General features: G+C 72.3%; 19 protein-coding genes and 2 pseudogenes. 13 read left to right on the top strand and 8 right to left on the bottom strand.

Annotated features, from left to right (window positions below; all coding sequences use genetic code 11):
- The first annotated feature begins 167 nt into the window (after window positions 1-167).
- Both ACFZAU_RS20400 and ACFZAU_RS20395 read left to right on the top strand, forming a co-directional pair.
- Window positions 168-437, top strand: coding sequence for a hypothetical protein (locus ACFZAU_RS20400; RefSeq protein WP_500553325.1), 270 nt, complete (start codon window positions 168-170; stop codon window positions 435-437).
- A gap of 426 nt (window positions 438-863) precedes the next feature.
- Window positions 864-2,426 carry a purple acid phosphatase family protein gene (locus tag ACFZAU_RS20395; RefSeq protein ID WP_500553324.1) on the top strand — a complete coding sequence of 521 codons (1,563 nt, stop codon included), beginning with the start codon at window positions 864-866 and terminating at the stop codon, window positions 2,424-2,426.
- A gap of 75 nt (window positions 2,427-2,501) precedes the next feature.
- On the opposite strand, the gene ACFZAU_RS20390 is transcribed toward ACFZAU_RS20395, so the two are convergent.
- Window positions 2,502-2,969, bottom strand: a complete 468-nt coding sequence (locus tag ACFZAU_RS20390) for a GtrA domain-containing protein (RefSeq protein ID WP_500553323.1) — start codon at window positions 2,967-2,969, stop codon at window positions 2,502-2,504.
- 264 nt (window positions 2,970-3,233) lie between these two features.
- On the opposite strand from ACFZAU_RS20390, the gene ACFZAU_RS20385 reads away from it, so the two are divergent.
- The 3 genes and pseudogenes from ACFZAU_RS20385 to ACFZAU_RS20375 all read left to right on the top strand — a co-directional run bounded on the left by ACFZAU_RS20385 (window position 3,234) and on the right by ACFZAU_RS20375 (window position 5,958).
- Window positions 3,234-3,737 (top strand): NfeD C-terminal domain-containing protein, encoded by a 504-nt coding sequence (locus ACFZAU_RS20385; RefSeq protein ID WP_500553510.1) that lies wholly within the window; start codon window positions 3,234-3,236, stop codon window positions 3,735-3,737.
- Window positions 3,738-3,873: 136 nt separating this feature from the next.
- A pseudogene (locus ACFZAU_RS20380) lies at window positions 3,874-5,282 on the top strand (flotillin family protein).
- A 97-nt stretch (window positions 5,283-5,379) separates the two neighbouring features.
- A complete protein-coding gene (locus ACFZAU_RS20375; RefSeq protein WP_500553322.1) occupies window positions 5,380-5,958 on the top strand; it encodes a hypothetical protein in 579 nt (192 codons plus the stop codon).
- Between the two features lie 79 nt (window positions 5,959-6,037).
- On the opposite strand, the gene ACFZAU_RS20370 is transcribed toward ACFZAU_RS20375, so the two are convergent.
- Together ACFZAU_RS20370 and dxs are read right to left on the bottom strand one after the other, a co-directional pair.
- Complete coding sequence (locus ACFZAU_RS20370; RefSeq protein WP_500553321.1) at window positions 6,038-7,126, bottom strand: tellurite resistance/C4-dicarboxylate transporter family protein; 1,089 nt, start codon at window positions 7,124-7,126, stop codon at window positions 6,038-6,040.
- A 56-nt stretch (window positions 7,127-7,182) separates the two neighbouring features.
- Window positions 7,183-9,147, bottom strand: coding sequence for a 1-deoxy-D-xylulose-5-phosphate synthase (dxs, locus tag ACFZAU_RS20365; protein ID WP_500553320.1), 1,965 nt, complete (start codon window positions 9,145-9,147; stop codon window positions 7,183-7,185).
- A gap of 392 nt (window positions 9,148-9,539) precedes the next feature.
- On the opposite strand from dxs, the gene ACFZAU_RS20360 reads away from it, so the two are divergent.
- Window positions 9,540-9,911 (top strand): MarR family transcriptional regulator, encoded by a 372-nt coding sequence (locus tag ACFZAU_RS20360; RefSeq protein WP_500553319.1) that lies wholly within the window; start codon window positions 9,540-9,542, stop codon window positions 9,909-9,911.
- A gap of 110 nt (window positions 9,912-10,021) precedes the next feature.
- On the opposite strand, the gene ACFZAU_RS20355 is transcribed toward ACFZAU_RS20360, so the two are convergent.
- Complete coding sequence (locus ACFZAU_RS20355; protein ID WP_500553318.1) at window positions 10,022-11,503, bottom strand: CoA-acylating methylmalonate-semialdehyde dehydrogenase; 1,482 nt, start codon at window positions 11,501-11,503, stop codon at window positions 10,022-10,024.
- Window positions 11,504-11,731: 228 nt separating this feature from the next.
- Here ACFZAU_RS20355 and ACFZAU_RS20350 point away from each other — a divergent pair.
- Window positions 11,732-12,036, top strand: a pseudogene (locus ACFZAU_RS20350) (ATP-binding protein); the annotation flags it as partial.
- Between the two features lie 19 nt (window positions 12,037-12,055).
- On the opposite strand, the gene ACFZAU_RS20345 reads toward ACFZAU_RS20350, so the two are convergent.
- The 3 genes from ACFZAU_RS20345 to ACFZAU_RS20335 all read right to left on the bottom strand — a co-directional run bounded on the left by ACFZAU_RS20345 (window position 12,056) and on the right by ACFZAU_RS20335 (window position 15,206).
- A complete protein-coding gene (locus ACFZAU_RS20345; RefSeq protein ID WP_500553317.1) occupies window positions 12,056-12,583 on the bottom strand; it encodes a GNAT family N-acetyltransferase in 528 nt (175 codons plus the stop codon).
- Between the two features lie 479 nt (window positions 12,584-13,062).
- Window positions 13,063-14,505: an NADP-dependent phosphogluconate dehydrogenase gene (gnd, locus tag ACFZAU_RS20340; RefSeq protein WP_500553316.1), complete on the bottom strand. Its 1,443-nt coding sequence runs from the start codon at window positions 14,503-14,505 to the stop codon at window positions 13,063-13,065.
- 278 nt (window positions 14,506-14,783) lie between these two features.
- Window positions 14,784-15,206: a hypothetical protein gene (locus ACFZAU_RS20335; RefSeq protein ID WP_500553315.1), complete on the bottom strand. Its 423-nt coding sequence runs from the start codon at window positions 15,204-15,206 to the stop codon at window positions 14,784-14,786.
- Between the two features lie 636 nt (window positions 15,207-15,842).
- On the opposite strand from ACFZAU_RS20335, the gene ACFZAU_RS20330 reads away from it, so the two are divergent.
- From ACFZAU_RS20330 to ACFZAU_RS20305, 6 genes are all read left to right on the top strand, one after another.
- The gene (locus ACFZAU_RS20330; RefSeq protein WP_500553314.1) at window positions 15,843-17,150 is read left to right on the top strand and encodes an epoxide hydrolase family protein; all 1,308 of its coding nucleotides are present in this window, start codon (window positions 15,843-15,845) and stop codon (window positions 17,148-17,150) included.
- A gap of 213 nt (window positions 17,151-17,363) precedes the next feature.
- Window positions 17,364-18,128 (top strand): SDR family NAD(P)-dependent oxidoreductase, encoded by a 765-nt coding sequence (locus ACFZAU_RS20325; RefSeq protein WP_500553313.1) that lies wholly within the window; start codon window positions 17,364-17,366, stop codon window positions 18,126-18,128.
- A gap of 155 nt (window positions 18,129-18,283) precedes the next feature.
- The gene (locus ACFZAU_RS20320) at window positions 18,284-18,691 is read left to right on the top strand and encodes a YciI family protein (RefSeq protein ID WP_500553312.1); all 408 of its coding nucleotides are present in this window, start codon (window positions 18,284-18,286) and stop codon (window positions 18,689-18,691) included.
- Window positions 18,688-19,845 (top strand): RNA polymerase sigma factor, encoded by a 1,158-nt coding sequence (locus ACFZAU_RS20315; RefSeq protein WP_500553311.1) that lies wholly within the window; start codon window positions 18,688-18,690, stop codon window positions 19,843-19,845. The genes ACFZAU_RS20320 and ACFZAU_RS20315 overlap by 4 nt, the downstream gene beginning before the upstream one ends.
- A gap of 441 nt (window positions 19,846-20,286) precedes the next feature.
- On the top strand, window positions 20,287-20,496 hold the full coding sequence (locus ACFZAU_RS20310; RefSeq protein WP_500553310.1) for a hypothetical protein: 210 nt from the start codon (window positions 20,287-20,289) through the stop codon (window positions 20,494-20,496).
- Between the two features lie 233 nt (window positions 20,497-20,729).
- Window positions 20,730-21,506, top strand: coding sequence for an oxygenase MpaB family protein (locus ACFZAU_RS20305; protein ID WP_500553309.1), 777 nt, complete (start codon window positions 20,730-20,732; stop codon window positions 21,504-21,506).
- Between the two features lie 37 nt (window positions 21,507-21,543).
- Here ACFZAU_RS20305 and rph read toward each other — a convergent pair whose 3' ends face one another.
- Window positions 21,544-24,153, bottom strand: coding sequence for a rifamycin-inactivating phosphotransferase (rph, locus tag ACFZAU_RS20300; RefSeq protein WP_500553308.1), 2,610 nt, complete (start codon window positions 24,151-24,153; stop codon window positions 21,544-21,546).
- Between the last annotated feature and the right edge of the window lie 155 nt (window positions 24,154-24,308).

The raw sequence follows: 24,308 nt of genomic DNA, 5'->3' as shown, positions 1-24,308 counted from the left end.
GGTCGCGGCACACCGCCACGCCGCCGGCGGGTACCGCGTGAAAGGGTGGCCGCACGCGCAGGTTCCCCGAACCGCCGCGACGGGCCGCGGGTGATGACAACGGGTACAGCGGACGGATCCGGCATGGAGGTGCTGTGGACGAGTTCACCTTCCTTGCAGGTGCACAGATGTCACCGCGAGGTGAGGCCGTCTTCCTGCTGCTCTTCGGCTTGGGCGCGACGTTCACGGGTCTGCTCACCGCTGCGAACGCCGACGCCATAGCCGCCCAGCACGACCAGATGCAGCAGGACTTCCACGACGCCTACAACCGGGGTGATCCTCCGGACGACCGCACCCGCAAGACCCGGCGCACCCTCGCGAGGACCGTCGGCTGGGTGTTCGCGATCATCGGCCCAGCCCTCGCGATCTCCGGAGTCGTGATGCTCGTCCGCCTGTAGCCCGGCGGGCTCCTGCGACATCGCCGCCGTACGACACCGCGGGCAAAGCTCGTTGCGACCGGGCACCGAAGGCACCGCGCGCCGGGCCGCAGTGTCGGCTTCGTCACGAGTGACGGGAGCGCGCCCGAACACCCCGATCTTTCCAAGAATTGGTCAAGACAGGGTCATGTCGTCCGGAATGGGAGTCCGTTGCGGTGACCGCCATCTGTCGTTCACGCCCGTCTCACCGCTCCGGTCGACCGTGCTTCCTAGCGTCCGTGAGTGCGCGCACCGCTGACCTGCCGCAGCCCGCTGTCAGGTTCGGAGCGCTGCAGTCCGGTCGGTGTGCGACTGCAACCGACGACGCGAAAGGCCCCCGGAATGCCGGAAGAACGCAAGCAAACCCGAATCTCTCGCCGCAACGCACTCGGCCTGTTCGGCGCGACCGTGTCCGGCGCCGCCGCCGGGCCGCTGGTCCTCGGCGCCGGAACCGCCGAGGCGGCCCCGGCGACGTCGGAGGTCACCGGTCTCACCACCGGCTCGCCCACCACCCCCGTCCAGGGCCTGCACCTGACCTTCGGCGCCGACCCGCGCAGCCAGATGGTCGTGTCGTGGATCACCGACGCGGCCGTCAAGAACCCGCGGGTCGTCTACGGCACGCTGAGCGGCGGCTTCGGCTCCACCGTGCACGCGAAGACGAAGACCTACGTGGACGGCACCTCCGGGCGGACCGTCTGGGCCCATCACGCGCTGCTCAGCAAGCTCAGGGCCGACACCGACTACCTGTACGCGGCCCAGCACGACGGTGCCACCCCCGACGCCGGCACCTTCCACACGGCCCCGTCGGGCAGGGCGCCGTTCACCTTCACCAGCTTCGGTGACCAGGGTGCGCCCAGCGTGACGTGGAAGACCGGTGCGAACCCGGCCGACGCCTCGGGCCGCGACTTCGAGCCCAACGCCACGCCCGCCGCCGCCGACATCGTCACCGGCATCGAGAAGGTCGGCCCGCTGTTCAACCTCCTCAACGGCGACCTCTGCTACGCCAACACCGGGCCGGACCGCGTCCGCGTCTGGAAGGACTTCCTCGCCAACAACAGCCGCTCGGCGCGGTTCCGTCCGTGGATGCCGGCCGCGGGCAACCACGAGATCGAACTGGCCAACGGCAAGCTCGGGCTCGACGCGTACCAGACCTACTTCGAGCTGCCCTCGACCGAGACCCAGCCCGAGCTCGACAACCTCTGGTACTCCTTCACGGTCGGCGCGGTGAAGGTGATCGTCCTGCAGAACGACGACATCGCGCTGCAGGAGGGCGGCGACATCTACATCAAGGGCTACTCCGGCGGCCGGCAGCTCGCCTGGCTGGAGAAGGAGCTCAAGGCGGCACGGAGTTCGAAGGACATCGACTGGATCGTCGTCTGCATGCACCAGGTGATGATCAGCTCGGCGACCGGCGCGAACGGCGCCGATGTCGCGCTGCGCGCGGCGTACGGCCCGCTGTTCGACAAGTACGGCGTCGACCTGGTGGTCTGCGGCCACGAGCACGACTACGAGCGCTCGTTGGCGGTGCGCGGCGTCGTCCCCGGCAGCGTCACCCTCACGCCCAACCCGAGTCAGGCCGCGCTCGACGTGATCGAGAGCGAGCACGGCACGACGCACATGGTCCTCGGCGGTGGCGGTGTGTCCGGCATCACCAACAACACCTTCACCACCGACGACGCCGACGGCCACGGGCACCACTCGGCGTACGTCCAGATGGAGCACGTCGGCAAGTACAACTCCGTCAAGGAGAAGGAGACGGCGGTCTGGATCGGCGTCCGTGACGCGGAGCACCCCTACGGCTTCGCCGAGTTCAGCGTCGACCCGGGCCGTCACGCCGGTGACATGACCCGCATCCACGTCACCTACTACAACATCATCACGCCCACCGGTGAGCTGTCGGTGTTCGAGAAGTTCACGCTGCAGCGCCGTCGCAGTGACGGCGGCAACGGCCACGGCCACGACCACCACTGACCCACCGCGACCAGCGGCAGTGGTCGGCAGCGCCTGGGGCCGGGACGTCGTCCCGGCCCCAGGCGCTGCCGGGGTTCACGCCGCCGCGTCGTACGCCGCACGCGCGCGGACACCGCGCGCCCCCCGCGTCCGAGGGGCGCGCTCCGCGAACACCGACAGCCGCAGCACGAGATAGCGGCCGATCCCGACGAGCGCGGTGGCCGACAGGTACACCGACTGCTGCAGGACGACCCCGGCGCCGGGGCGGAGCACGGACAGCGCGCCGACCGCGGCCGAGGTGACCAGCCAGCCGGCGGCGACGGTGGCCGCGCCCTTCACGTGGCCGGCCAGACCGGGCCGTCCGCAGCCGAACGTGACGCGGGCGTGCAACTCCGTGGCGGCCACCGAGGAGGCGACGGTGGTCAGCACGTTCGCCGCCATCCACGGGATCCACTGCGCGAGCAGGACCAGGGCCGCCGAGGACACCAGGGTGACTCCGCCGCCCAGCCCCGCGAAGCGCACGAAGGCCGCCAGGTGAGGGCGCATCGGTCGCAGGCCGTTCATGGGGGTCCCCTCCCGGGTCACCGGCCCTCGCGGGGCCGTCGTCGTCATGCGCAGATCGTGACCGGGCCCGCGTTCATCGCCGTTTCAGCGGGTTTTCAGGAGTGCCGGCGACGGTGAAAGCCAGGGGCGGACAGAGCGCCGGACGGTCGTAAAGAACGCGTAAAGACTGCCGGGATCCGGCAATGACCGGCTGCCGCGGCCCGTGACAGCATCGCGGTGTCTTCGGAAGGCCGGATCGGCGAACGGGCAGGGGGCGGGGACGCGATGGAGTGGTTCCTCGGGCTCGGCATCGCCGGTCTGGTGGTGCTGGCGCTGGCTCTCGTCTTCGACGGTGTCCTGGACGGGCTCCTCGACGGGCTCGGGGGCCTGGACGGCCTGCTGTCCCTGCCGGTGGTCGCCGGGTTCGTGTCGATGCTCGGCTTCTCCGGCGCGATCGTCCTCGGCACGACGGATCTCGGGACGGCGTCCGCCGCCGCCGTGGGGGTCGCGGCCGGGGGTGTGGCGGGATGGCTGACGTGGCGGTTCGGCCGGTCGCTGATGCGCGGCGGGGATTCGGGAGCACCGCGGGGCGACGACCTCGTCGGCGGTTCCGGCACGGTGGTCACCGCGATCCCCGCGGACGGCTACGGCGAGGTGCTCGCGTACCTGGCCGGTCAGCCCGTGAAACTCGCGGCCAGGAGTACCGTCCCGCTGCCGCGGGGCTCGAGGGTGTGGGTGGAGGCGGCGTTGTCGGCCACGTCGGTGGCCGTACGCCCCGTCGACCGCTGAACCCCCGCGCCTGAACGCCCCGGCGGCTCGCACCCCGTACCCCGTACCGCGTGCGCCGCGGCCGGGCCCCCGGCACCGCGCGTGCGGCACCGCGACTTCTTCCTCGTCAGTCCTGCTCCGACCAAGGGAATCCGGCATGAACTTTGTCCTCACCGCTGCGGTGGGCATCGTCGTCCTCGTCGTCCTGCTCGCCCTCGTCGTCGTCACCCGCTACAAGGTCGCCGGTCCCAGCGAGGCGTTCATCGTCACCGGGCGGCGTGGCAAGAAGTCCACCGACCCGGAGACCGGACGCGTCTTCACCGACAACAGCGGCCAGAAGGTCGTGGTCGGCGGGGGCGTGTTCGTCGTGCCCTTCGTCCAGCAGAAGTTCACCCTCGACCTGTCGAGCCGGCACATCCCCGTCGCCGTACGGGGCGCGGTCACACTGCGCGGGGTCAAGGCGCACCTCGAGGGCGTCGCGATCGTCAAGGTCGGGGGGACCGAGGACTCCATCCGCGCGGCCGCCCAGCGGTTCCTGATGCAGCAGGACGGCATCGTCGGCTTCACCCAGGAGGTCCTGTCGGGCGCGCTGCGCTCCATCGTCGGGCGGATGTCGGTGGAGGACGTCATCCGCGACCGCGCGGCGTTCGCCGGCCAGGTGGCCGAGGAGGCGGAGGCCAGCCTGTCCGGGCAGGGCCTGGTCCTGGACGCCTTCCAGATCCAGGACATCACCACCGAGGGCTCCTACCTGGAGGACCTCGGACGCCCCGAGGCCGCCCGGGCCCGGCAGGAGGCGGACATCGCCGAGGCCCTGGCACGGCAGGCGTCGGAGCAGGCCCGGCTCAAGGCCGAGGAGGAGATCGCCGTCGCCCAGCGGACGTTCGCGCTCAAGCAGGCCGAGATCAAGGCCGAGACGGACGAGGCCGCCGCCGGCCCGCTCGCGGAGGCCGCCCGCAACCAGGAGGTCCTCACGGAGCAGGAGAAGGTCGCCGCCCGGCAGGCCGCGCTGACCGACCGCGAACTCGACACCATGGTCCGCAAGCCGGCCGACGCCGCGCGCTACCGGGCCGAGCAGGAGGCCGAGGCCCGCCGGATCGCGCTGGTCAAGGAGGCCGAGGCGGACGCCCAGCGCTCCCGGCTCACCGGTGAGGGCGAGAAGGCGCACCGGGCGGCGCTGGCCGAGGCCGTACGCGTCGAGGGCGAGGCGCAGGCCGCGGCCATCGCGGCGAAGGGGTCGGCCGAGGCCGAGGCCATGCAGCGGAAGGCGGACGGAGTGCCCGGTACGGCGACGCCGCCGTGCTGCAGATGCTGGTCGAGGTGCTGCCGCAGGTCGTCGCGAAGGCCTCCGAGCCGCTCGCCGCCGTGGACAGGATGACCGTGATCTCGACGGACGGAGCGAGCCAACTGTCCCGCACGGTGGCGGACAACGTGGCGCAGGGCATGGAACTGCTCAGCTCCACCACGGGAGTCGACCTCGCCGACCTGCTCAAGGGCATCACCCAGCGCGGCACCACGGCGCCGGCCCACGCCGACACGTCCAACGGGAGGGTCGAGATCGCCGACTGACGCGGGGCGAGGGGCCGGCGGCGTCACACCAGGGGCCGCACCCGCCCAGGACGAGAGCAGGAGCCGTGCGTGACGGGATGGAACGGAGGATCGGTTCGTGAAGGTGGTCCCGGTGCGGACGAGGGCGATCAGGCGGCCCGTGTACGTATGGCTGCCCGTGGCCGGGGGTGTGGGGACCTACGCCCTGGCCGCCCTGTTCATCGGTCCGGTGCACGAGGCCCCGGGAGGGGCGGTCCTGCTCGGAGGCGTGGCCCTCTTCTTCTGGGCTCTCGGGTGGGACTCGGCGATCCGCAGCGGGCCGGACCGCTTGTCCGTCACGAACTTCCTGGTGACCTCGACCGTTGCCTGGACCGATGTGGACGAGGTGGCGATTCACGACGGCCTGACCGTCGTCCTGCGCGACGGACGCACGATCGAGTCGATCGCCTTCGGCAGTTCGCTGCTGGGGTCGTTCACCGGGTACCCGACCCATCGGAAGGCGCTCCGGAAGCTCCAGCAGGCCCACGGTGCGGCACTACGGGCCCACAGAGGCACGGACCAGCGCCCAGGCAGGAGCAGGGGCCGAGGCCCGGCCGGCCCGGTCCGGCTGACGACGTCCTTCGAATGGCGACGGCTCCTCTGCGCCCTCGTGGCCGTCTACGGCCCGCTCCTGCTCATCGGCCTCCTTGCGCGGTGAGGGCTCCGGCGTCGGCACGGCGGGCGCCCCGGGCCGACGGCGTAGCCCACGGGCGTACCTGCCCCGTACCGGGAGCGGATCACGCCGCGGCCGGGCCACGCCGCAAGAACCGGGAGCCCACCATCGCGGCGAACACGACGGCCCAGAACACCGCGGCGACCCAGATCTCCCAGCGGCCCGTGCTCGTCATCCACGAGGTGCCGGTCGCGCGTCCCAGCTCGTGCGTGGTGACGGCGTACATGCCGACCGGGAAGACGAGGTTCCACCAGCCGAGGTCGTAGCGCAGCGGAATGCGGCGCAGCGCGTGCCGCCATACGCCGAGGGCCAGCAGGAGCGGGACGAGCCAGCTGGAGAACGACCACAGGACGACGGACGTCCCGACGAGGACCTCGGTCGACAGGATGGTGCTGCCCGGCGGGAGGGCGATCAGCCGCACCGCGACGAGCACGGCGATCGCCGCCGCCCCCATGAAGATCCAGACGGACGTCATGAGGCCTTCCGGCCGGACGGGCCGGGCCAGCAGTCTGGCCAGGACGATCCCGGAGGTCAGCAGGTACTGCATCAGGCCGACGGCCCAGCACACCACCGCCAGCACGGGCAGCACGTCTCCTGCGGTCACCCGGGCCAGCGAGGCCGCCGCGAGTGCCACCGACTCCGAGCCCACGGCCCACAGGAACCATGTGCCGTTCACCTGGTCGAACGAGGGGCCCCGCTTCAGGGTGGTGATGAGCGCGAGCGGAATGCCGTAGCCCAGCACCACCCACCCCAGTGCCCCGAACGCCAGGAACGCCGCGGCGGCTGCCGTGTGGCCGTCCGGCGCGAGGCGTGATGCCAGCACGTTGGAGGAGATGGCGAGGGTGAGGAAGGCGAAGGCGCGCGGCCCGAGGAAGTCCGCGACGAACCGTTCACGCCTCCGCAGCAGCCGCAGGCCGTACGCGGGCACGAGTACCGCGAACCCGGCCAGGGCCACCCACAGCAGCGCTGCGGAGGCCGTGCGGGCGCCGCCTACGTACAGGGCCGTGGAGACGATGCCGGTGCCCATGACGAACGCGAGCGCACCGGGGTTGAGGTCCGCCACCGCGGCGGAGAGGGTTGCGCGGAGTCCGGGCGGCCGGGGATCGGGGCCGGACGTCCGCTCACCGGTTCCGCGGCGGATGATCTTCGACATGACACGCCCTCCGGCCGCTCTCGCGGTAGCAGCATTTTACTGATGTGCGCACTTCATCACCTTTCGGGCAGGGAGGCGGTCGGGGAATCGCCGGGCGACGCCGAGGCGGCGGCCTGCGTCAGCGCTTGGGTGACGGCGTCCGCGACGCCCCGCGCGGTCAGACCCGCCTCCGCGAGGATCTCGGCGCGGCTGGCCTGCCGGGGGAACCCGTCGGCCACGCCCAGGACCCGCACCGGGGTGCGGATGCCGGCCTCCTGCAGGGCCTGGACCACCGCGGTGCCCACTCCCCCGGTCCGCAGGCCGTCCTCGACCGTGACGACCAGGTCGTGCCCCGCGGCGAGGGCGGGCAGTTCGCCGGGGAGCGGCTTCACCCACAGCGGGTCCACTACGGTGACCCGCACGCCGTGCCCGGCGCAGAGCGCCGCCGCCTCCAGGGCGACCGGCGCCGTCGTCCCGACGGCGATCAGCAGCACGCCGCCGGTGCCGTCGGCCTCCCGCAGGACGTCGACCGCACCCGCGCGAGCCGCCGCCGGGATCTCCGGGCCGACCGCGCCCCGCGGGTAGCGCAGGACCGTCGGCGCGTCCGTGATCGCCACGGCCTCCCGCAACCGCTCCCGCAGCGTGCGCGCGTCCCGGGGAGCGGCGATGCGCAGTCCGGGCACGGCCTGGAGCATCGCCAGGTCCCACAGCCCGTTGTGACTGGGCCCGTCGTCACCGGTGACCCCGGACCGGTCGAGGACGAGGGTCGCGCCCAGACGGTGCAGCGCGAGGTCCATCAGCACCTGGTCGAGTGCGCGGTTGAGGAAGGTGCCGTACAGGGCGATCACCGGGTGCAGTCCCGACATGGCCATCCCGGCGGCCGAGGCGACCGCGTGCTGCTCGGCGATCCCGACGTCGAAGAACCGTTCCGGGTGCCGCGCGGCGAACTCGTTCAGACCGACGGAACCGGGCATGGCCGCGGTGATCGCAACGACGCCCGGGTGCGTGCCGGCCAGCTCCACCAGTTCCCGGCCGAACGCCGCCGACCAGGTCAGACCCGCGGGCCGCAGGGGGCGGCCCGTCCGCGGGTCGATGGTGCCGACGCCGTGCAGATGGTCCTCCTCGTCCTGTTCGGCGGGCGGGTATCCGAGCCCCTTGCGGGTCGTGCAGTGAACGACGACGGGTGCGCCATGGGTCCTGGCCCGCTCCAGGGCTGTCTCAAGGGCGCCGATGTCGTGGCCGTCGACGGGCCCGATGTAGTGCAGTCCCAGCTCGCGGAAGAGCGAGTGCGGCGTGACGGCCGAGTCGGCGGAGCCCTCCCCGAGGCTCGCCCTCAGCCCCTCCTTGAGGCCTTCCTTGGCCGCGTGCAGGGTGCGGTGCAGCGCCCGGCCCGGTGTCCCGGCGCCGTCGAGGGCCTGTTTGCCCCAGCCGGCCAGCCGCTCATAGCCGGCGTGGCCGCGCAGGGCGGCCAGGTGCCGTGCGAGTCCGCCCACGGTCGGCGCGTACGAACGGCCGTTGTCGTTGAGGACGATCACCACGGGCCGTTCGGGTGCCTCCGCGATGTTGTTCAGGGCCTCCCAGGCCAGGCCTCCGGTGAGGGCGCCGTCGCCGACGACGGCGACGATGTGCCGGTCCGCCTCCCCCGCGAGCCGTCGGGCCTTGGCCATGCCGTCGGCGTACGACAGGGCCGCCGAGGCGTGCGAGTGCTCGATGTGGTCGTGCGCGGACTCCTCCCGGCTGGGGTAGCCGGAGAGGCCGCCGCGCTGCCGCAGACCGGTGAACTCCCCGGCCCGCCCGGTCACGATCTTGTGGACGTACGCCTGGTGGCCCACGTCCCACAGCAGCCGGTCCCGCGGGGAGTCGAAGACCCGGTGCAGCGCCAGGGTCAGTTCCACGACGCCGAGGTTGGGCCCCAGATGACCGCCCGTGGCCGCGACGTGCCGGATCAGGAACTCGCGGATCTCCCCCGCGAGCCGGGCCAGCTCCGGATGGCTCAGACCCCTCAGGTCCGCGGGCTGCTTGATCCGTCCCAGCAGGCTCATGCCGCTGCTCCTCCTCGATGCCGCTGTACCGTCGGCGGACGCCCAAGGGGCGTCCGGCGCGCGGTGCACGGGCCGTCCGCATCCCCGGATCCGTCGCCCGTGCGCGCGGACCGAACCCCGTGCGTGCGCGTCGCGTTGACGACCGTAGGTCCGGGAGGGGCCGGGGGCCGACGGCCCGCCGTGCCACGCCGGCCTCACATCAGGACCTCGGGCGGGGCGGCCGGCCGGCCGCGAACCCCCGCCCCCGGTTCAGGGCGCGGCGCCCGCGGGCGGGCGGGTGTCCCGATCCGAGGGGTTCCTGGCCGACGGCCCGCCATCGTCCCCGGCGGCGATTCCGCTGAAGTGGGTACGGCCGCGCGCCCGCGGCCGCCGGCCCCACCCAGGGAAGAGACATGACCGAGGACCGCGATCCGGAGGACGCCGCACGCCGGCCACCACCCGTCCTGTACAGCCTGGGACTCCTGCACGGCGAACTGCGTGCGCGGCACCGTCTGTCGCTCCACGACCACCTCGTGCTCGGCGCCCTCGCCGGAGCCGAGGACCGCACGATGCCGGTGGTCCGGCTGGCGGCGTTCCTCGGAGAACCCGCACCCCGGATGGCACTGGTCCTGAAGGGCCTGGAGGCGGCCGGGCTGATCGAACGCCATCGCCGTGACAGGGACCGCAGGAAGGTCGAGGTGACCCTCACCGAGGCGGGCCGCGCCCGGTTCGCCGACGCGGAGCGGACCGCACGGGAACGGCTGCGCCGGCACCTCGTCCCGTGACCGGTTCAGGCCCGGGCCGTACGTACGAGGCCGGGGCCGAGGGGGTGCCCGCGCCCCTCAGCCCCTCGGCCCCTCAGCCCGTCAGCCCGTCAGCCCGTCAGCCCGTCGGCTCAACCGGCCGTCGCCTCCGCCGGGTCCGGCCAGCGGCTCGTGATGACCTTGCCGCGCGTGTAGAAGTGCACGGCTTCGCCGCCGTACATCCGGTGGTCGCCGAACGCCGAGTCCTTCCAGCCGCCGAAGGAGTGGTGGCCCACCGGCACCGGCATCGGCACGTTCACGCCCACCATGCCGGTCTCGACCTCGAGTTGGAACCGGCGGGCCGCGCCGCCGTCACGGGTGAAGATCGAGCTCGCGTTGCCGAACGGGGAACCGTTGACGATGCGCACGGCCTCCTCGTACGTCCCGGCGCGGACGACGCACAGGACGGGGCCGAAGACCTCGTTCCGGTAGACGTCGGAACCGGTGTCCACGTGGTCGAGGAGCGAGATGCCCATCCAGTGCCCGTTCTCCAGGCCCTCGACGGTGAAGTCCCGGCCGTCGAGCACCACTTCGGCCCCCTGGGCGGCCGCGCCCGCGACGTAGCCGGCGACCTCGTCGCGGTGCGCCCTGGTGACGAGCGGACCCATCTCGGACGCCGGGTCGTCACCCGGGCCGATCCTGACCTTCGCGGCCCGCTCGACGATCCGGGGCACCAGCGCGTCGCCCGCCGAACCGACCGCGACCACCACGGAGACCGCCATGCAGCGCTGGCCCGCGGAGCCGTAGGCGGCGGTCACGGCGGCCTCGGCGGCGGCGTCGAGGTCGGCGTCGGGCAGGACCAGCATGTGGTTCTTCGCGCCGCCGAGGGCCTGCACACGCTTGCCGTTCGCGGCCGCCCTGCGGTACACGTGCCGGGCGACCGGCGTGGAGCCCACGAAGGAGACGGCCGCCACGTCGGGGTGGTCGAGCAGTGCGTTCACCGCGGTCTCGTCGCCGTGCACGATGTTGAGCACGCCGGCGGGCACACCGGCCTCCGCCGCCAGTTCCGCGAGGAGCACGGAAGCGGAAGGAGCCTTGCTGCTGGGCTTGTGGACGAAGGTGTTGCCGCAGGCGATCGCCATGGGGAACATCCACATGCCGATCATCGCGGGGAAGTTGAACGGCGAGACACCGACGACCACACCGAGCGGCTGGCGGACCGACGCCACGTCGGTCATGCCCGACACCTCGGTGGACGTCTCGCCCTTGAGCGCCGTGCCGAGGCCGCAGGCCAGCTCGACGATCTCCAGGCCCCGGGCCACCTCGCCCAGCGCGTCCGCGTGGACCTTGCCCTGCTCGGCGGTGATCAGTGCGGCGATGTCGTCCCGGCGTGCGTCCAGCAGTTCGCGGTAGCGGAAGAGGATCGCCGTACGCTGCGCGAGCGAGGTCCTGCGCCAGCCGACGTAGGCCGCCTTCGCCGCGGCGACCGCGGTGTCGACCTCGTCGGTTCCGGCCAGCGCGACCCGGGTGGTGACCTCTCCGGTCGCCGGGTCGGTCACGGCGCCCCAGCTGCCGGTGCCTCCCCCGGCGTCCCCGAAGGGCCTGCCTCCGATCCAGTGCGTGACGGTCTTCATGGGCGCTGCTCCTCCAGGGACGACGACTGCAGTCGGATGCTCCGCGGCCATGGGCCCCGTGCCCGGGACGGCGGGACTGCTGACATCGAAGTTACGTCTCCGCCCCACGCCTTCCGGCCCTCCGGGGCCTCGCGGCCCGAAGTGCCCGGCTCCTGTCCGGAACTGTCGTGGGGAGGATCACGCGGGCAGCGCCCGGAGCGCCCTCGACGACCCCGTCGCCGACGCTGCGGTGATCCGGGGGCCGGTCGTGCGCCACGCGTGCGGCTGCCGCCAGACCGCCTCTTACTGATCATTTCAGCACCGGCAAGTCCCCGCGGCTTCCGCGTCCGCTACGTGCCGGCCACCAAGCTCGTCAACGAGCTCGTCGAAGCCGCCGACGAGAAGCAGCTGTCCAAGACCACCGCCCGCTACGGCCGCGTCGATCTTTGACGAACTCGGCTACATGGAGCTTGACGCAGGGGCGCTGAGCGCTGTTTCAGGTCCTGACCGAGCGCGAGGAGAAGGACAGTGTCGCCACCGCCTCCAACGAGTCGAAGCCAAAACGCACTCTGATCAGGTCAGCGCGGGCTCCTCGTCAGTGGCCAGACGGGCGTGACGTTCGACGTCATAACGCATGCCGTCGTACTCCAGCTTCTGGCGCTCGATTCCCTCCGAGGCAAAGCCCGCAGCCAGAGCCACCCGGCATGAAGCCGGGTTGTTGACTCGATGCCCCAGCTCCAACCGGAAAAGTCCTGCATCGTCGAAGGCCCAGCGGGCCAGCGCCTGGCAAGCCCCCGATGCGACGCCCCGGCCTCGCGCGCTCTGCGTCGTCCAGTACGAGACCCAGCCCGTCGCATGGCGCCGATTCACGGCGCTCACCGCAACGTTGCCCAGCACGCTGTCCTCGCCATCGACCACCGCGAACGCGAAGGCGGCCCCGCTGGCCCACTGATCAGACTGAACCGCCACCCAGCTTTCAGCATCGCCCAGCGACTCGATCGGCTCGCTGACCTGCCGCCTCATCACGGGGTCCGCGAAGGCGGTCAACACCGACCGCACGTCGCCGGCTGCCCAGCGGCGCAACCACAACCTCGAATTCACCGCTAAACGATCACGCACCCCGGGAGTCTCTCGCAGTCGGAGGCCCACGGCCAGCACTGCTTACTGCACCCCAACGGACGTTCCGGCTCCATCGCGGTGAATCGGGCGATCCCACGACACCCGAGTGACATCAAAAGTCACTGACATTGATCACGCCCCTGCCCGCCGCACAACGACTCCCGAAGTCACGCCGAAACGACTCCCTTTGGCACCGACACAGCCAACGTCAATTGCCCCGTCCCACGGATTGCCCGGCGCGGCCTCGTGGGTCAGCCGTACTGCGGGCGTCTCGGCGTCGGCGCAGAGGTCACGGGGGTTGTGGGGGTGGGGGGTGGCGCGGTCATGGCCGCGACGCGGGAGACCGCCACTCCCCCATCCCCACATAGCAGCATCAATCAGCAAGGTTGTCGCTCAGGTTGACAATGAACTGCGCGCCCTGCCGTGTCGCGGGCCCCGCGGGCCCGGAGGCGGGGCTGCGGTCAGGCGGTGGGTTCTTCGGTGCGGTCGGTGTCCCAGCGGGTGTGGTAGCCGCCGGGGCGGTCGGTGCGGCGGTAGGTGTGGGCGCCGAAGTAGTCACGTTGGGCCTGGATGAGGGAGGCGGGCAGGCGCGGAGTGCGCAGGGTGTCGTAGTGGGCGAGGGTGGCGGCGAAGGCGGGTGCGGGGACGCCGTCGCGGGTGGCGTGGGCGACGACAAGGCGCCAGGGCAATTGGGCGTCGCCGACTTCGCGGGCGAAGCCGGGGTCGGCGAGCAGACCGGGCAGGGTGGGGTCGGTGGTGTAGGCGTCGCGGACGCGGTCGAGGAAGTCGGCGCGGATGATGCACCCGGCGCGCCACACCGCGGCGACGACGGCGAGGTCGGTGGTCCAGCCGTAGGTGGTGGCGGCGGCTTGGATCTGGTGGAGGCCCTGGGCGTAGGAGATGACTTTGGAGGCGTACAGGGCCTGTTCGACCTGGTCGGTGAAGCGGGCGGCGTCGCGTGCGCCGAGGACGGTCGGGGTGGGGCCGGGCAGGGCGGCGCCGGTGGCGCGCAGGGCGCTGTGGCCGGACAGGGAGCGGGCGAAGACGGCTTCGGCGATGCCGGAGACCGGGATGCCGAGGTCGAGGGCGCTCTGCACGGTCCAACGCCCGGTGCCCTTCTGTTCGGCGGCGTCGGCGATGACGTCGACGAAGGGCCGGCCGGTGTCGGCGTCGTGGTGGGCGAGGACCTCGGCGGTGACCTCGATGAGGTAGGAGTTCAGGCGGCCGGTGTTCCACCGGCGGAAGACCTCGGCGATCCGCGACGGATCCCATCCGGTGGCGTGGCGCAGCAGGTGGTAGGCCTCGGCTATGAGCTGCATGTCGGCGTACTCGATGCCGTTGTGGACCATTTTGACGAAGTGGCCGGCGCCGTCGGGGCCGAGGTGTGCCACAGCCGGGGTGCCGTCGGGGGCGGTGGCGGCGATGTCGTTAAGGACGGGAGCCAGCAGCTCGTACGCTGCCCGGGAGCCGCCGGGCATGATGCTGGGGCCGTTCAGGGCGCCTTCCTCACCGCCGGAGATGCCGGTGCCGAGGAAGTGGATGCCGCGTTCGCGCAGGGCGGCCTCGCGGCGGCGGGTGTCGGCGAAGTGGGCGTTGCCGCCGTCGACGATGACATCGCCGGGTTCGAGCAGCAGGGCGTACTCGGCGATCACCTCGTCGGTGGCCCGGCCGGCCTGCACCATGACGATCAGGCGCCGGGGCCGCTGCAGCGCGGCGACCAATTCCCGCGCCGTTTCCGCCGCGATGAAGGTGCCCTCGTGGCCGAACTCGTCGACCAGCGCCATGGTGCGGGCGGGGCTGCGGTTGTGGACGGCCACCGCATAGCCGTGCCGGGCCAGATTGCGAGCCAGATTGCGGCCCATGACCGCGAGGCCGGTGACGCCGACGTGCGCGCTGGAGTACATGGTTCATCCTTCGGTTGTCATCGAGGTCGTGCTGGTTGAACCGGGGAGAGAGAAAGGCGGTCCGGAGTACGGGTGGGTGCCCGGCGTGGCTCTGGTGACGGCCCGTCATGACTCGGGGAAGTCATGGCGGGAGGTACGCCCCGCAAACGCCGCTCGGAGGGCCACCGCCGGCGCATGGAGCGCGCCGGTGGTGGCCACGCAAAGTCGGTAACACTTACGAGTGCCGAGGTAGTCGGAGCATCGCCGGGTCACGAAGCCGGGCCTTCCTTGCGCCGTCCTCAGGCGGCCTGCCGCGGCGGGAGGAAGGCTCCGGCCGTCTCCGGGGCGGGCCACGGCGTCACGGTCTCGCCGGCGACGAGCCAGCCGTAGGCGCCGCCCCGCTTCAGGCGCAGCTCGTAGAGGAACGGGGCGGCGGTGTCGCTCATGCGGCGGTAGAGGAGCGCGGTGGCGTGCTCGCCCTGGTCCTCGGCATGCAGGATCTCGTACTCGGTGGACAGCGGCGCCTCGCCCGCCTTCCCCCGGGCGGCGAACTCGGCGAAGACCTCCTCCCGGGGAGCTGCCGCGATGGATCCCTCAGCGGTGGGGAAGAGGATCGCCATGTCGTCCGTGTAGAGCTCCTCCATGGCGTTCATGCGGTAGTTGCTGCCGTCGTGGACGACGCGGGAGATGAAGTCGCGCATTTCCGCGGTGATCGTGCTCATGGCCGTTCTCCTTGTGGTTCGTTCGAAGGTGCGCCGGCGACCGCCGGCCCGGACCGGAATCGGCCGCCCGGAATGTTGTGTCACATATGGTGTTCGGGCGATCCGCTGCGTGTGACGGCGCGGGGAGGGCCGCTACGAGGGCCACCCGTCCTGCCGACGGCGCTGGGCCCTGCCGGGTACGACCGAAAACGATTGTTCGACGTACGACGAACAACGTAACACGGCCCATTTGTCGCGCACCTCCACCGCAAACGTGACGACGCTCTCATCGCCTGAAACACACGGTGTTACCAATAAGCGGGGCATCGGGGTGACTCATGCCACCTTCGCGGAATCCACGCAGCGCGCGGGAGCGATGTACGGTCGCAAGCAAAGTTCGACGGCTTACGAACAAGCGGGTCGCCACGGCCGCATTCCGGCGGCACCCGGCCCGGAGCCGTTCCTCGAGAACAGACCGTCCCCGTGTGCGGGAATTCGCGGCCGCCCCAGGTGAGACCACCCCACCCAGCGGCCTTGGAGGCGCCGGCGCGCCGGACACCGCACGGTTCGCGTCGCCGGACCACACGTCGCCGGACCACACGTCGCCAGACCACTCGTCACGGCACACCGGAATCCAACGATCGGAGTGAGCAACGCATGACGAGCCAGACGAACGACCTCAGCCGGCGACGGCTGCTGTACGCCATGGGCGCACTGGGCGCGGGGACCGCTGCGGCGGCGCTGACGTCCGGGGTCGCCGATGCGGCCGGGTCCGTCACGGGAACGGGCGCCCCTGCCGAGGGCCTTTCCCTGCCCACGGCAGGTCACGGGGCGGTCGTGCCCATGAGACTGCACGTGCCCGAGCGCATGCTGCGGGACCTTCGGCGACGGCTCGAGACGACTCGGTGGCCGGCCCAGGAGCTCGTGGACGATTGGTCGCAGGGCGCCCCGATGTGGCGGGTCAAGCGACTCGTGGACCACTGGCAGCGGCACTACGACTGGCGCAGGGTGGAGGCGCTCCTCAACGGCTTCGGCCAGTACCGGACCGTGATCGACGGCGTCGGCATCCATCTGCTGCACGCGAGGTCGCCCCATCGCGACGCGATGCCCATCATGCTCACGCACGGGTGGCCCGGGTCGGTCCTGGAGTTCCGGAAGGTGATCCGGCGCCTCACGCACCCGACGGAGTTCGGCGGCTCCGCGCGCGACGCCTTCCACGTGGTCACCCCGTCCCTGCCGGGGTTCGGCTTCTCCGATCAGCCGGACGCACCCGGCTGGGGCCGCGTACGGACGGCGAAGGCCTGGGCCAAGATCATGCCCCGCCTCGGGTACGACCACTACCTCTCCCAGGGAGGGGACTGGGGTGCGGCGGTCAACGTGCAGCTGGGGGTGCTGCGGCCCAAGGGCCTCCTGGGGATCCACCTCAACTTCCCCCAGATCGTCCCTCCCGATCTCGACGTGAACCACCTGACCCCCGAGGAGCGGGTGGCGATGGGCCAGCTGGACGCCCAGCAGAAGAGCGAGATCGGGTATCAGCTCGAGATGATGACCAGGCCCCAGACCGTGTCCTATGCGCTGGCCGATTCCCCCGTCGGCCAGGCCGCCTGGATCTACGAGAAATTCGGCGTCTGGACCGACAGCGACCGGAATCCGGAGTCGGTTCTGACGCTGGACGAGATGCTGGACGACATCACCCTGTACTGGCTGACGAATACGGCGGAGTCCGCCGCACGCTTCTACTGGGAGAACTCGGACATCACCATGAACGCCGTCAAGATCGACGTTCCCATGGGAGTCACACTGTTTCCCAAGGAGTTCTACACGCCGCCTCGCGCCTGGGCCGAGAAGGCGTTCCCCCATCTCGTCTACTGGAACAAGGCGAGCAGGGGCGGCCACTTCGCCGCCTTCGAACAGCCGAAGATCTTCGCGGAGGAAATCCGCAGGTTCGGCAGGCTGTTCCGCTGACGGGCCGCGGCCTCCGGGGACGGCCCGGCGCGGACGACGGCGGTGGCCGGTGTGAGTCCCGCCCTGCGGGACCGCACCCGCCGCGCCGCCCGCGATCCCCGTCCCTCACCCCCGCCGCGCCGGGAGGTGTGCCATGTCTCACCACCCGGGTCACAGCGTCCACACATGTTATGTTCGTAGTTCGTCGAACATCGATCGATATGGAGAACAACGATGACCAGCCCTTCGGACCAGCCCTTCTCCGGCCGCGTCGCGATCGTCACGGGAGCGGGGTCCGGCATCGGCCGCGCGACCGCGCTCGCCCTGGCGAAGGCCGGGGCGCACGTACTCGGCGTCGGCCGCCGGCAGGACGCCCTCGACGAGACGGCCCGGGCGCACCCGGACATCGAGGTCCTGTCCGTGAACCTGGTCGACGACGGCGCCCCCGCCCAGGTCGTCGGCACCGCCGTCGAGCGCTGGGGACGGCTCGACCTGCTGGTGAACAACGCCGGCGGCACGGCCGTCATGCCTCTGGCCGAGGCGGACAGGAAGGTGATCGCCGACCTCTTCGACCTCAACGTGGTGGTCCCGAGCATGCTCGCCCACGAGGCCCTGCCGCACCTGCGCACGTCCTCCGGCAGCATCGTCAACGTGTCCAGTACGTATGGACACCGTCCCATGGCCGGCGGATCCCACTACTCGGCCACCAAGGCCGCGATCGAGCAGATGACCCGCAGCTGGGCCCTCGAGCTCGCCGCGGAAGGCATCCGCGTCAACGCCGTCGCCCCCGGCCCCACCAAGACCGACGTCATGCTCGCCGCCGGCCTCACCCCCGAGGCGGTCAACGACATGTACGCCTACGAGCGGGACCGCATCCCGACCCACCGCATCGCGGACGTCGCCGACATCGCCCACTGGATCCTGCGCATGGCCGAGCCCGCCGGGCGCCAGGCCACCGGCCAGGTGATCACCGTCGACGGCGGCCTCGAACTCATCTGAGGCCGGCACCCTCGCGGCTCGCCCCGTCGGCCCGGCCGCGGAGGAATCCCGGGCGGGGAGGAATCCCGGGCGGGGACGTCGAGAACCCGCGGCCGGCTCCGTCCCCGGGGCGAGGGCGGCCACAATGGGTCGCACCGGCACCGAGGAGCCCCACGATGGCCAAGTACCTCCTGCTCAAGCACTACCGCGGCGCACCGGCCGCGGTGAACGACGTGCCCATGGACCGGTGGACGCCCCAGGAGGTCTCCGATCACATCCAGTACATGCGGGACTTCGCCGCACGCCTGGAGAAGACCGGCGAGTTCGTCGGCGAACGGGCGCTCGCGCCCGAGGGCGCCTGGGTCCGCTACGACGGCGAGGGCCGCCCGCCCGTCACCGACGGCCCCTTCGCCGAGACCAAGGACCTCGTCGCCGGCTGGATGATCATCGACGTCGACAGCTACGAACGCGCCGTCGAACTCGCCGGGGAACTCTCCGCCGCCCCCGGCGCCGGCGGCCGCCCCATCCACGAGTGGCTCGAGGTCCGCCCGCTCCTCACCACCCCGCCCACCGCCGCCGGATGAGCGCGCCCATCGACGAGGCCCGGCTCCGCGGCCTCACGCCCGGTGTCCTCGCCGTCCTCGTCCGCCGCGGTGCCGACTTCGCGGCGGCCGAGGACGCCGTGCAGGACGCGCTGGTCGAGGCGGTCCGGGTCTGGCCGCAGGACTTCCCGCGGGACCCGAAGGGCTGGCTGGTCACCGTGGCCTGGCGGCGGTTCCTGGACGCGACGCGCTCCGACACCGCACGCCGTCGGCGTGAGGACGTCCTCGACCGGGAACCGGCCGCCGGGCCCACGCCCTCGGCGGACGACACACTCCAGTTGTACTTCCTGTGCGCTCACCCGTCGCTGACGCCCTCGTCCGCGGTCGCGCTCACGCTGCGCGCCGTGGGCGGGCTGACGACCCGGCAGATCGCCCGGGCCTACCTGGTTCCCGAAGCGACCATGGCGCAGCGCATCAGCCGGGCCAAACGCACCGTCTCCGGCGTACGGTTCGACCAGCCGGGCGACGTGGCGACCGTGCTGCGCGTCCTCTACCTGGTCTTCAACGAGGGCTACTCCGGCGACGTCGACCTCGCCTCCGAGGCCATCCGCCTCACCCGTCAACTCGCCGCCGCGATCGACCACCCCGAGGTGGCGGGGCTGCTCGCGCTCATGCTGCTGCACCACGCCCGGCGCGCCGCCCGGACGGCGGCCGACGGGAGCCTGGTGCCGCTCGCCGAACAGGACCGCGGCCGGTGGGACACCACGGCGATCGCCGAGGGCGTCGAGATCCTGCAGGCCGCGCTCGCTCGCGACCGACTGGGCGAGTTCCAGGCCCAGGCCGCCGTCGCGGCGCTGCACGCCGACGCGCCCACCGCCGAGGAGACCGACTGGGTGCAGATCGTCGAGTGGTACGACGAACTGGCGGGCCTGACCGACAGCCCGGTGGTCCGCCTCAACCGCGCGGTCGCTGTCGGCGAGGCCGACGGGCCGCGCGCGGGCCTGGCGGCGCTGGCGGCCCTGGACGACTCGCTGCCCCGGTACACCGCGGTGGCGGCGTACCTGCACGAGCGTGACGGGGACCTGACGACGGCGGCGCGGCTGTACGCCGAGGCGGCACGGAAGGCGCCCAACCTCGCTGAGCGCGACCACCTGACCCGCCAGGCCGCGCGGCTCAACTCCCTGCGCGGCCGTTGACGGGTGCGGCCGCCCGGTCACCGCGGGGAGCGCCGCCGCGCGCCGAGTCGGGCGCCGGAGGCAACCATCTCCCCCGTACGCGGGCGACTTGACGCCGGCGGCCGGGTGCGCGCCCGTACCGCGGCCGCCGTTGGCCCCCGCGCCCGCCGGCCGGGCCGCCGGCGCGTGGTCGGGATGAAAGTCGGCCGACATGGGCGCACTCTGGAGACAGGCCTCGTTTCGCAGGTGCAGAACGGCCCCGGGACGGGGATGTGGTCGCCGGCCGCTGCCGCGCAATCGGGTCTCGGCCGGGGCCGCCCACGGGAGCTCGCAGGCCCCGGCAGACCGAGGGCCGCTGTGCCGTCTCGTTCCGGTCGCCGTCGAAGGTCTCTCCAGTACCCAGGCGCCGGTCCGGCACCGGCCCCGTGACAGGTACCGATCATGCACGGAAGGACATGCATCATGAGTCGCAGGACACTGATCGCGGCCGTGGCCGCTGCCGCCGCTCTGGCCGGAACAGCAGGCACGGCGACGAGCGCCGTCGCCGCCGCCGACCACCCGCAGAGCACGGTCTCCGTGGTCGCCGACGACGGAGACGACGGCGGGGACGACGGTGGGGATGACGGCGGAGACGACGGAGGCGACGACGGCGGTGGCGGCGGCGGCTACTGAGCCGGCGACGGTGACGGTGACTCCCGCAGCCGACGGCTCGGGGGGCACCGCACACGCAACGGGTCCTCTCCCGGTCGGCGGACCCACCCGCTGACCTTCGAGGTCCCGTCGCCCACCGCGGGTCCCCACCGCCCCTCCACGGCGGCGGGGACCCGTTCGCACGGCACCGCACCGTGGGGCGGGGCGGCCGGGGCGGAGTAGGGTCTGCGCCGTACCACCGCTCGGCGTCCTCCGTGGACGTCGTCACCGCCACGGAGGGCGTACCCGAGGAGATGACGGATCCCGGCCCGCACGGCACCCGGGCGCTCCCCGGTACCCCCGGGTCCGCCAGTACGCCCTGGAGCGCGTACCGGGCCCTGACCCGTGCGTACCCGCGGGCCTGGAAGCTCGGCCTCAACCTGGCCTTCTGCCGCTGCTTCGCCGTGCCGTCCGTCGCGCGCGTGCTGATGTCCACCGGCCGGATCACCGGCGATCCACTGCTGCGCGCGAAGGCCACCGGGGCCGCGCTCTTCCAGGTGCTCGACGAGGGCCCCGACAGCCCGGCCTCGCTCCGTGTCCTGGAGCACCTGCGCCGCGTCCACGCGGGACTGCCCGTCGGCGACGACGCCTTCGTCTACGTGCTCGGGCTGTTCTGCGTCCACCCCCTGCGGTTCATGGCCGCCCACGGGCCGCGCCGCCCCACGGCGGCCGAGGAGGAGTCCGCGCACGCCTTCTGCACGCTGCTCGGCCGGCGGATGGGCATCGGACCCCTCCCCGCCACGTACGGCGAGTTCGCCGCCGCCCAAGACGCCTACGAGGAACGCCACTTCGGCCGGTCACCTGAGGGCCTGGCCCTGTGGGCGGCCTCCCGCCGGGTCTTCAGGGAACGGCTGCCGGGACCGTTCTCCGCGATCGGACCGCTGCTCGCCGAGGCGCTGATGGGCACGGCCGCCCCCGCCCTGGGCATCCCCGCCCGGCCCCGCACGAGTGCGGTGGCCTGGCGGCTGCTGCGGCGCTACCTGGACCGCTGACCATCGCCGGGCCCGCCGCGGCAGCGGCTGCCGCCGGTCAGGACAGGATCTCGACGTACCCGTCGGTGCCGTGCACACGGATCCGCTGCCCGTCGCGGATCAGCCGGGTGGCCCGTTCCACGCCCACGACGGCCGGCAGGCCGTACTCCCGGGCGATCACCGCGCCATGGGTCATCAGGCCGCCCACCTCCGTCACCAGGCCCGCGATGCCGACGAACAGCGGCGACCAACTCGGGTCCGTGAAGGTGGTGACCAGGATGTCGCCGGCCTCGAGATCCGCCTCCCCGATGTCGAGGACGACGCGGGCCCGCCCCTCGACCGTCCCGGCGGACACCGGCAGACCGGTCAGGGCGCCGGCCGGCACGTCGTCGCGCCGGTACGCCCCGGTGAGGGCCTCGCCGTCCGAGGTGAGCACCCGGGGCGGTGTGAGCGCGTGGTACGAGCGGAACTCTTCCTTCCGCTGCCGGATGAGCCCGCCGTCCACCTTGCGGGAGCGCACGACCTCGTGGAACTCCTGGAACGTGAGGTGGAAGACGTCCTCCGCGTCGGCCAGCACACCCTCCCGCACGAGGCGCCCGGCCTCACCCATCAGGGCCTGCTTGTAGACGAAGTAGCGGCTGACGATGCCGTACTTCGGGTACTCCCGGTACCCGATGAAGGTGCGGACCCGGTCGATCATCCATGCCGCCTCGTCGGCCTTCCGCTCCCCGTCCGGCAGGGCCCGCAGGCGCGACAGCACGTCCCGTTCCTTCTCCTCCGCCTTCCGACGCCCCTCCTCGAAGCGCCGCCCGGCCGCGCCCGGCGCGAAGTTCCGGACGTTGTCGAGGATCGCGGGCACAAGCGCGGTGGGGCGTTCACGCCAGCGCGGCCGCGTGATGTCGATCTCGCCGACGCAGCGCATGCCGTACCGGTCGAGGTAGTCCCCGATGGCGTCGCGCGCCTCGGCCCCGCCGGGGAACTTGGGCAGTTCGTCGAGGAAACCCTCGTCCAGGGCGCCCTGGAGGAACGCCACCACCTCCGTGTGCGGGCGGATCACGTCGGCGACGTCGAGCAGCGCCAGTCCCATCTCCGACGTGATGTTGTCGGGGGCGGACAAGGTGAGCGTGTCGGCCGCGTTCTTCTCGCCCAGCCACTCACCCAGCGTGTCGTTGAGCCACCAGGTGGCCTCCATCCCCGCCATGATCGCCTGCATGCTCAGCGGTTCACCGAGGGCGCGCTTGTGCTCCGCGAAGGCCTCCAGCAGGAAGTCGAACAGCGCCGGCCCGGTCTTCGCCCGGATGTCGCGCTCCAGGGCGGCGACGGACGCCCGGCTGCGCTCGATCAGCCCCGTGACGACGGCCGGGTCGTTCGCGATCGGGTCGGGCCGGCCGCCGCCGGGCGGACCGCCGGGGGCCGGGGCCGGCTCGGGGTCGGGGAGCAGGGGGACGAAGTCGTCGCGGTCGAGGACGGTCTCCAACGCGTCCCTGACCAGCGGGTCGCCCTTCCCCATGACGTCCAGGAGGGCGGCGCGGCTCGCGGGGGAGGCCAGGCGCCGGGTGACGTCGACGAACAGCCTCCCGCCGGCCTCGTGCATCGGCACCATGGCCGTCAGCTGCCACATGGAGTAGCCCAGCGGCTTCATGGGGTCGGTCATCATCTGCTGGTGGCCGACGGAGACGTAGACGTGGTTCTCCTGGTCGTCGCTCTCGGGGACGGGGAAGAGCGTCGTGATCGGCCGGCTCTGCACGATCGCGAAGCCGTCGTCGTCCAGGCACCATTCGATGTCCTGCGGGCGGCCGAAGTGCGCCTCGATCCGCCGCCCCAGCGCGACGAGTCGAACGGCCTGCGCGTCCGTCAGCGCCGGCTGCTCCTGGCGCCGCGCGTCGACCTCCACTTCCCGCGTGCCGCCGGCCGGCAGGGCGTGCACCGCACGCTCCTTGGCGGCGATCGTCCTGGTGACGACCTCGCCGTCGCGCACCGTGAACACGTCGGGGTTCACCAATCCGGAGACCAGGGCCTCGCCGAGGCCGAAGCCGGCGTCCACGGTGGCGACCTTCCGGTTGCCGGTGACCGGGTCGGCCGTGAACAGGATCCCGGACGCGTGCGGGAGGACCATGCGCTGCACGACCACGGCCATGTGGACCGTGCGGTCGTCGATGCCGTTGCGCCGGCGGTAGGTGACGGCCCGCTCGGTGAACAGCGAGGCCCAGCACCGGCTGATGTGCCGGAGGACCGCCGTCGGCCCCATGACGTTCAGGTACGTGTCCTGCTGGCCCGCGAACGAGGCGGTCGGCAGGTCCTCCGCCGTCGCGCTGGACCGGACGGCGCAGGCGGCGCCCTCCCCCAGCTCCGCGAACGCGCCGACGACCTGCGCCGCGACGTCGTCCGGGACGGCGACGCCCTCGATGACCCGGCGGATCCGCGCGCTGAGGGTGGCGATCGCCTCCCGGTCGTCGGGGTCCACGCGCGCCAGTTGATCGAGGCGGTCGTCGATCGACGGCGCCTGCGCCATGATCCGGCGGAAGGCGTCCGTCGTCACGCAGAACCCGCCCGGCACGCGGACGCCCTCGATCCGCGACAGCCTGCCCAGGTGCGCCCCCTTGCCCCCGACGAGCGCGACCTGCGTCCGGTCGACGTCCCGGAGATCCAGCACGTACTGCTCAGTCATTCGCGTTACCTCCGAGGCGGCCGCGCTCCGTCGCACCGCGCTGGGCGATCGAAGCACCGGCGCCTCCCACTCTGTCTGCCTCTTGCCGAGCCCGTCCCCGTCCCGGGTGGCCGTCCCTCTGACGGGTCGGGCGGCCCGGTCGGACGACGATTCTG

The organism is Streptomyces sp. NPDC008238 (assembly GCF_042956445.1).
Taxonomy (GTDB): Bacteria; Actinomycetota; Actinomycetes; order Streptomycetales; family Streptomycetaceae; genus Actinacidiphila.
Note: the sequence above shows the minus strand (reverse complement) of the source record. Positions and strands in the feature narration are given on the sequence as shown.

Bases quoted from the DNA above. Each gene is read 5' to 3' on its own strand.
- ACFZAU_RS20310 (WP_500553310.1), top strand. From the start codon at position 20,287: ATGAGTCGCAGGACACTGATCGCGGCCGTGGCCGCTGCCGCCGCTCTG.
- ACFZAU_RS20360 (WP_500553319.1), top strand. From the start codon at position 9,540: ATGACCGAGGACCGCGATCCGGAGGACGCCGCACGCCGGCCACCACCC.
- ACFZAU_RS20315 (WP_500553311.1), top strand. From the start codon at position 18,688: ATGAGCGCGCCCATCGACGAGGCCCGGCTCCGCGGCCTCACGCCCGGT.
- ACFZAU_RS20335 (WP_500553315.1), bottom strand. From the start codon at position 15,206: ATGAGCACGATCACCGCGGAAATGCGCGACTTCATCTCCCGCGTCGTC.
- gnd (WP_500553316.1), bottom strand. From the start codon at position 14,505: ATGTACTCCAGCGCGCACGTCGGCGTCACCGGCCTCGCGGTCATGGGC.
- ACFZAU_RS20385 (WP_500553510.1), top strand. From the start codon at position 3,234: ATGGAGTGGTTCCTCGGGCTCGGCATCGCCGGTCTGGTGGTGCTGGCG.
- ACFZAU_RS20400 (WP_500553325.1), top strand. From the start codon at position 168: ATGTCACCGCGAGGTGAGGCCGTCTTCCTGCTGCTCTTCGGCTTGGGC.
- ACFZAU_RS20370 (WP_500553321.1), bottom strand. From the start codon at position 7,126: ATGTCGAAGATCATCCGCCGCGGAACCGGTGAGCGGACGTCCGGCCCC.
- ACFZAU_RS20390 (WP_500553323.1), bottom strand. From the start codon at position 2,969: ATGAACGGCCTGCGACCGATGCGCCCTCACCTGGCGGCCTTCGTGCGC.
- rph (WP_500553308.1), bottom strand. From the start codon at position 24,153: ATGACTGAGCAGTACGTGCTGGATCTCCGGGACGTCGACCGGACGCAG.
- ACFZAU_RS20330 (WP_500553314.1), top strand. From the start codon at position 15,843: ATGACGAGCCAGACGAACGACCTCAGCCGGCGACGGCTGCTGTACGCC.
- ACFZAU_RS20320 (WP_500553312.1), top strand. From the start codon at position 18,284: ATGGCCAAGTACCTCCTGCTCAAGCACTACCGCGGCGCACCGGCCGCG.
- ACFZAU_RS20355 (WP_500553318.1), bottom strand. From the start codon at position 11,503: ATGAAGACCGTCACGCACTGGATCGGAGGCAGGCCCTTCGGGGACGCC.
- dxs (WP_500553320.1), bottom strand. From the start codon at position 9,147: ATGAGCCTGCTGGGACGGATCAAGCAGCCCGCGGACCTGAGGGGTCTG.
- ACFZAU_RS20325 (WP_500553313.1), top strand. From the start codon at position 17,364: ATGACCAGCCCTTCGGACCAGCCCTTCTCCGGCCGCGTCGCGATCGTC.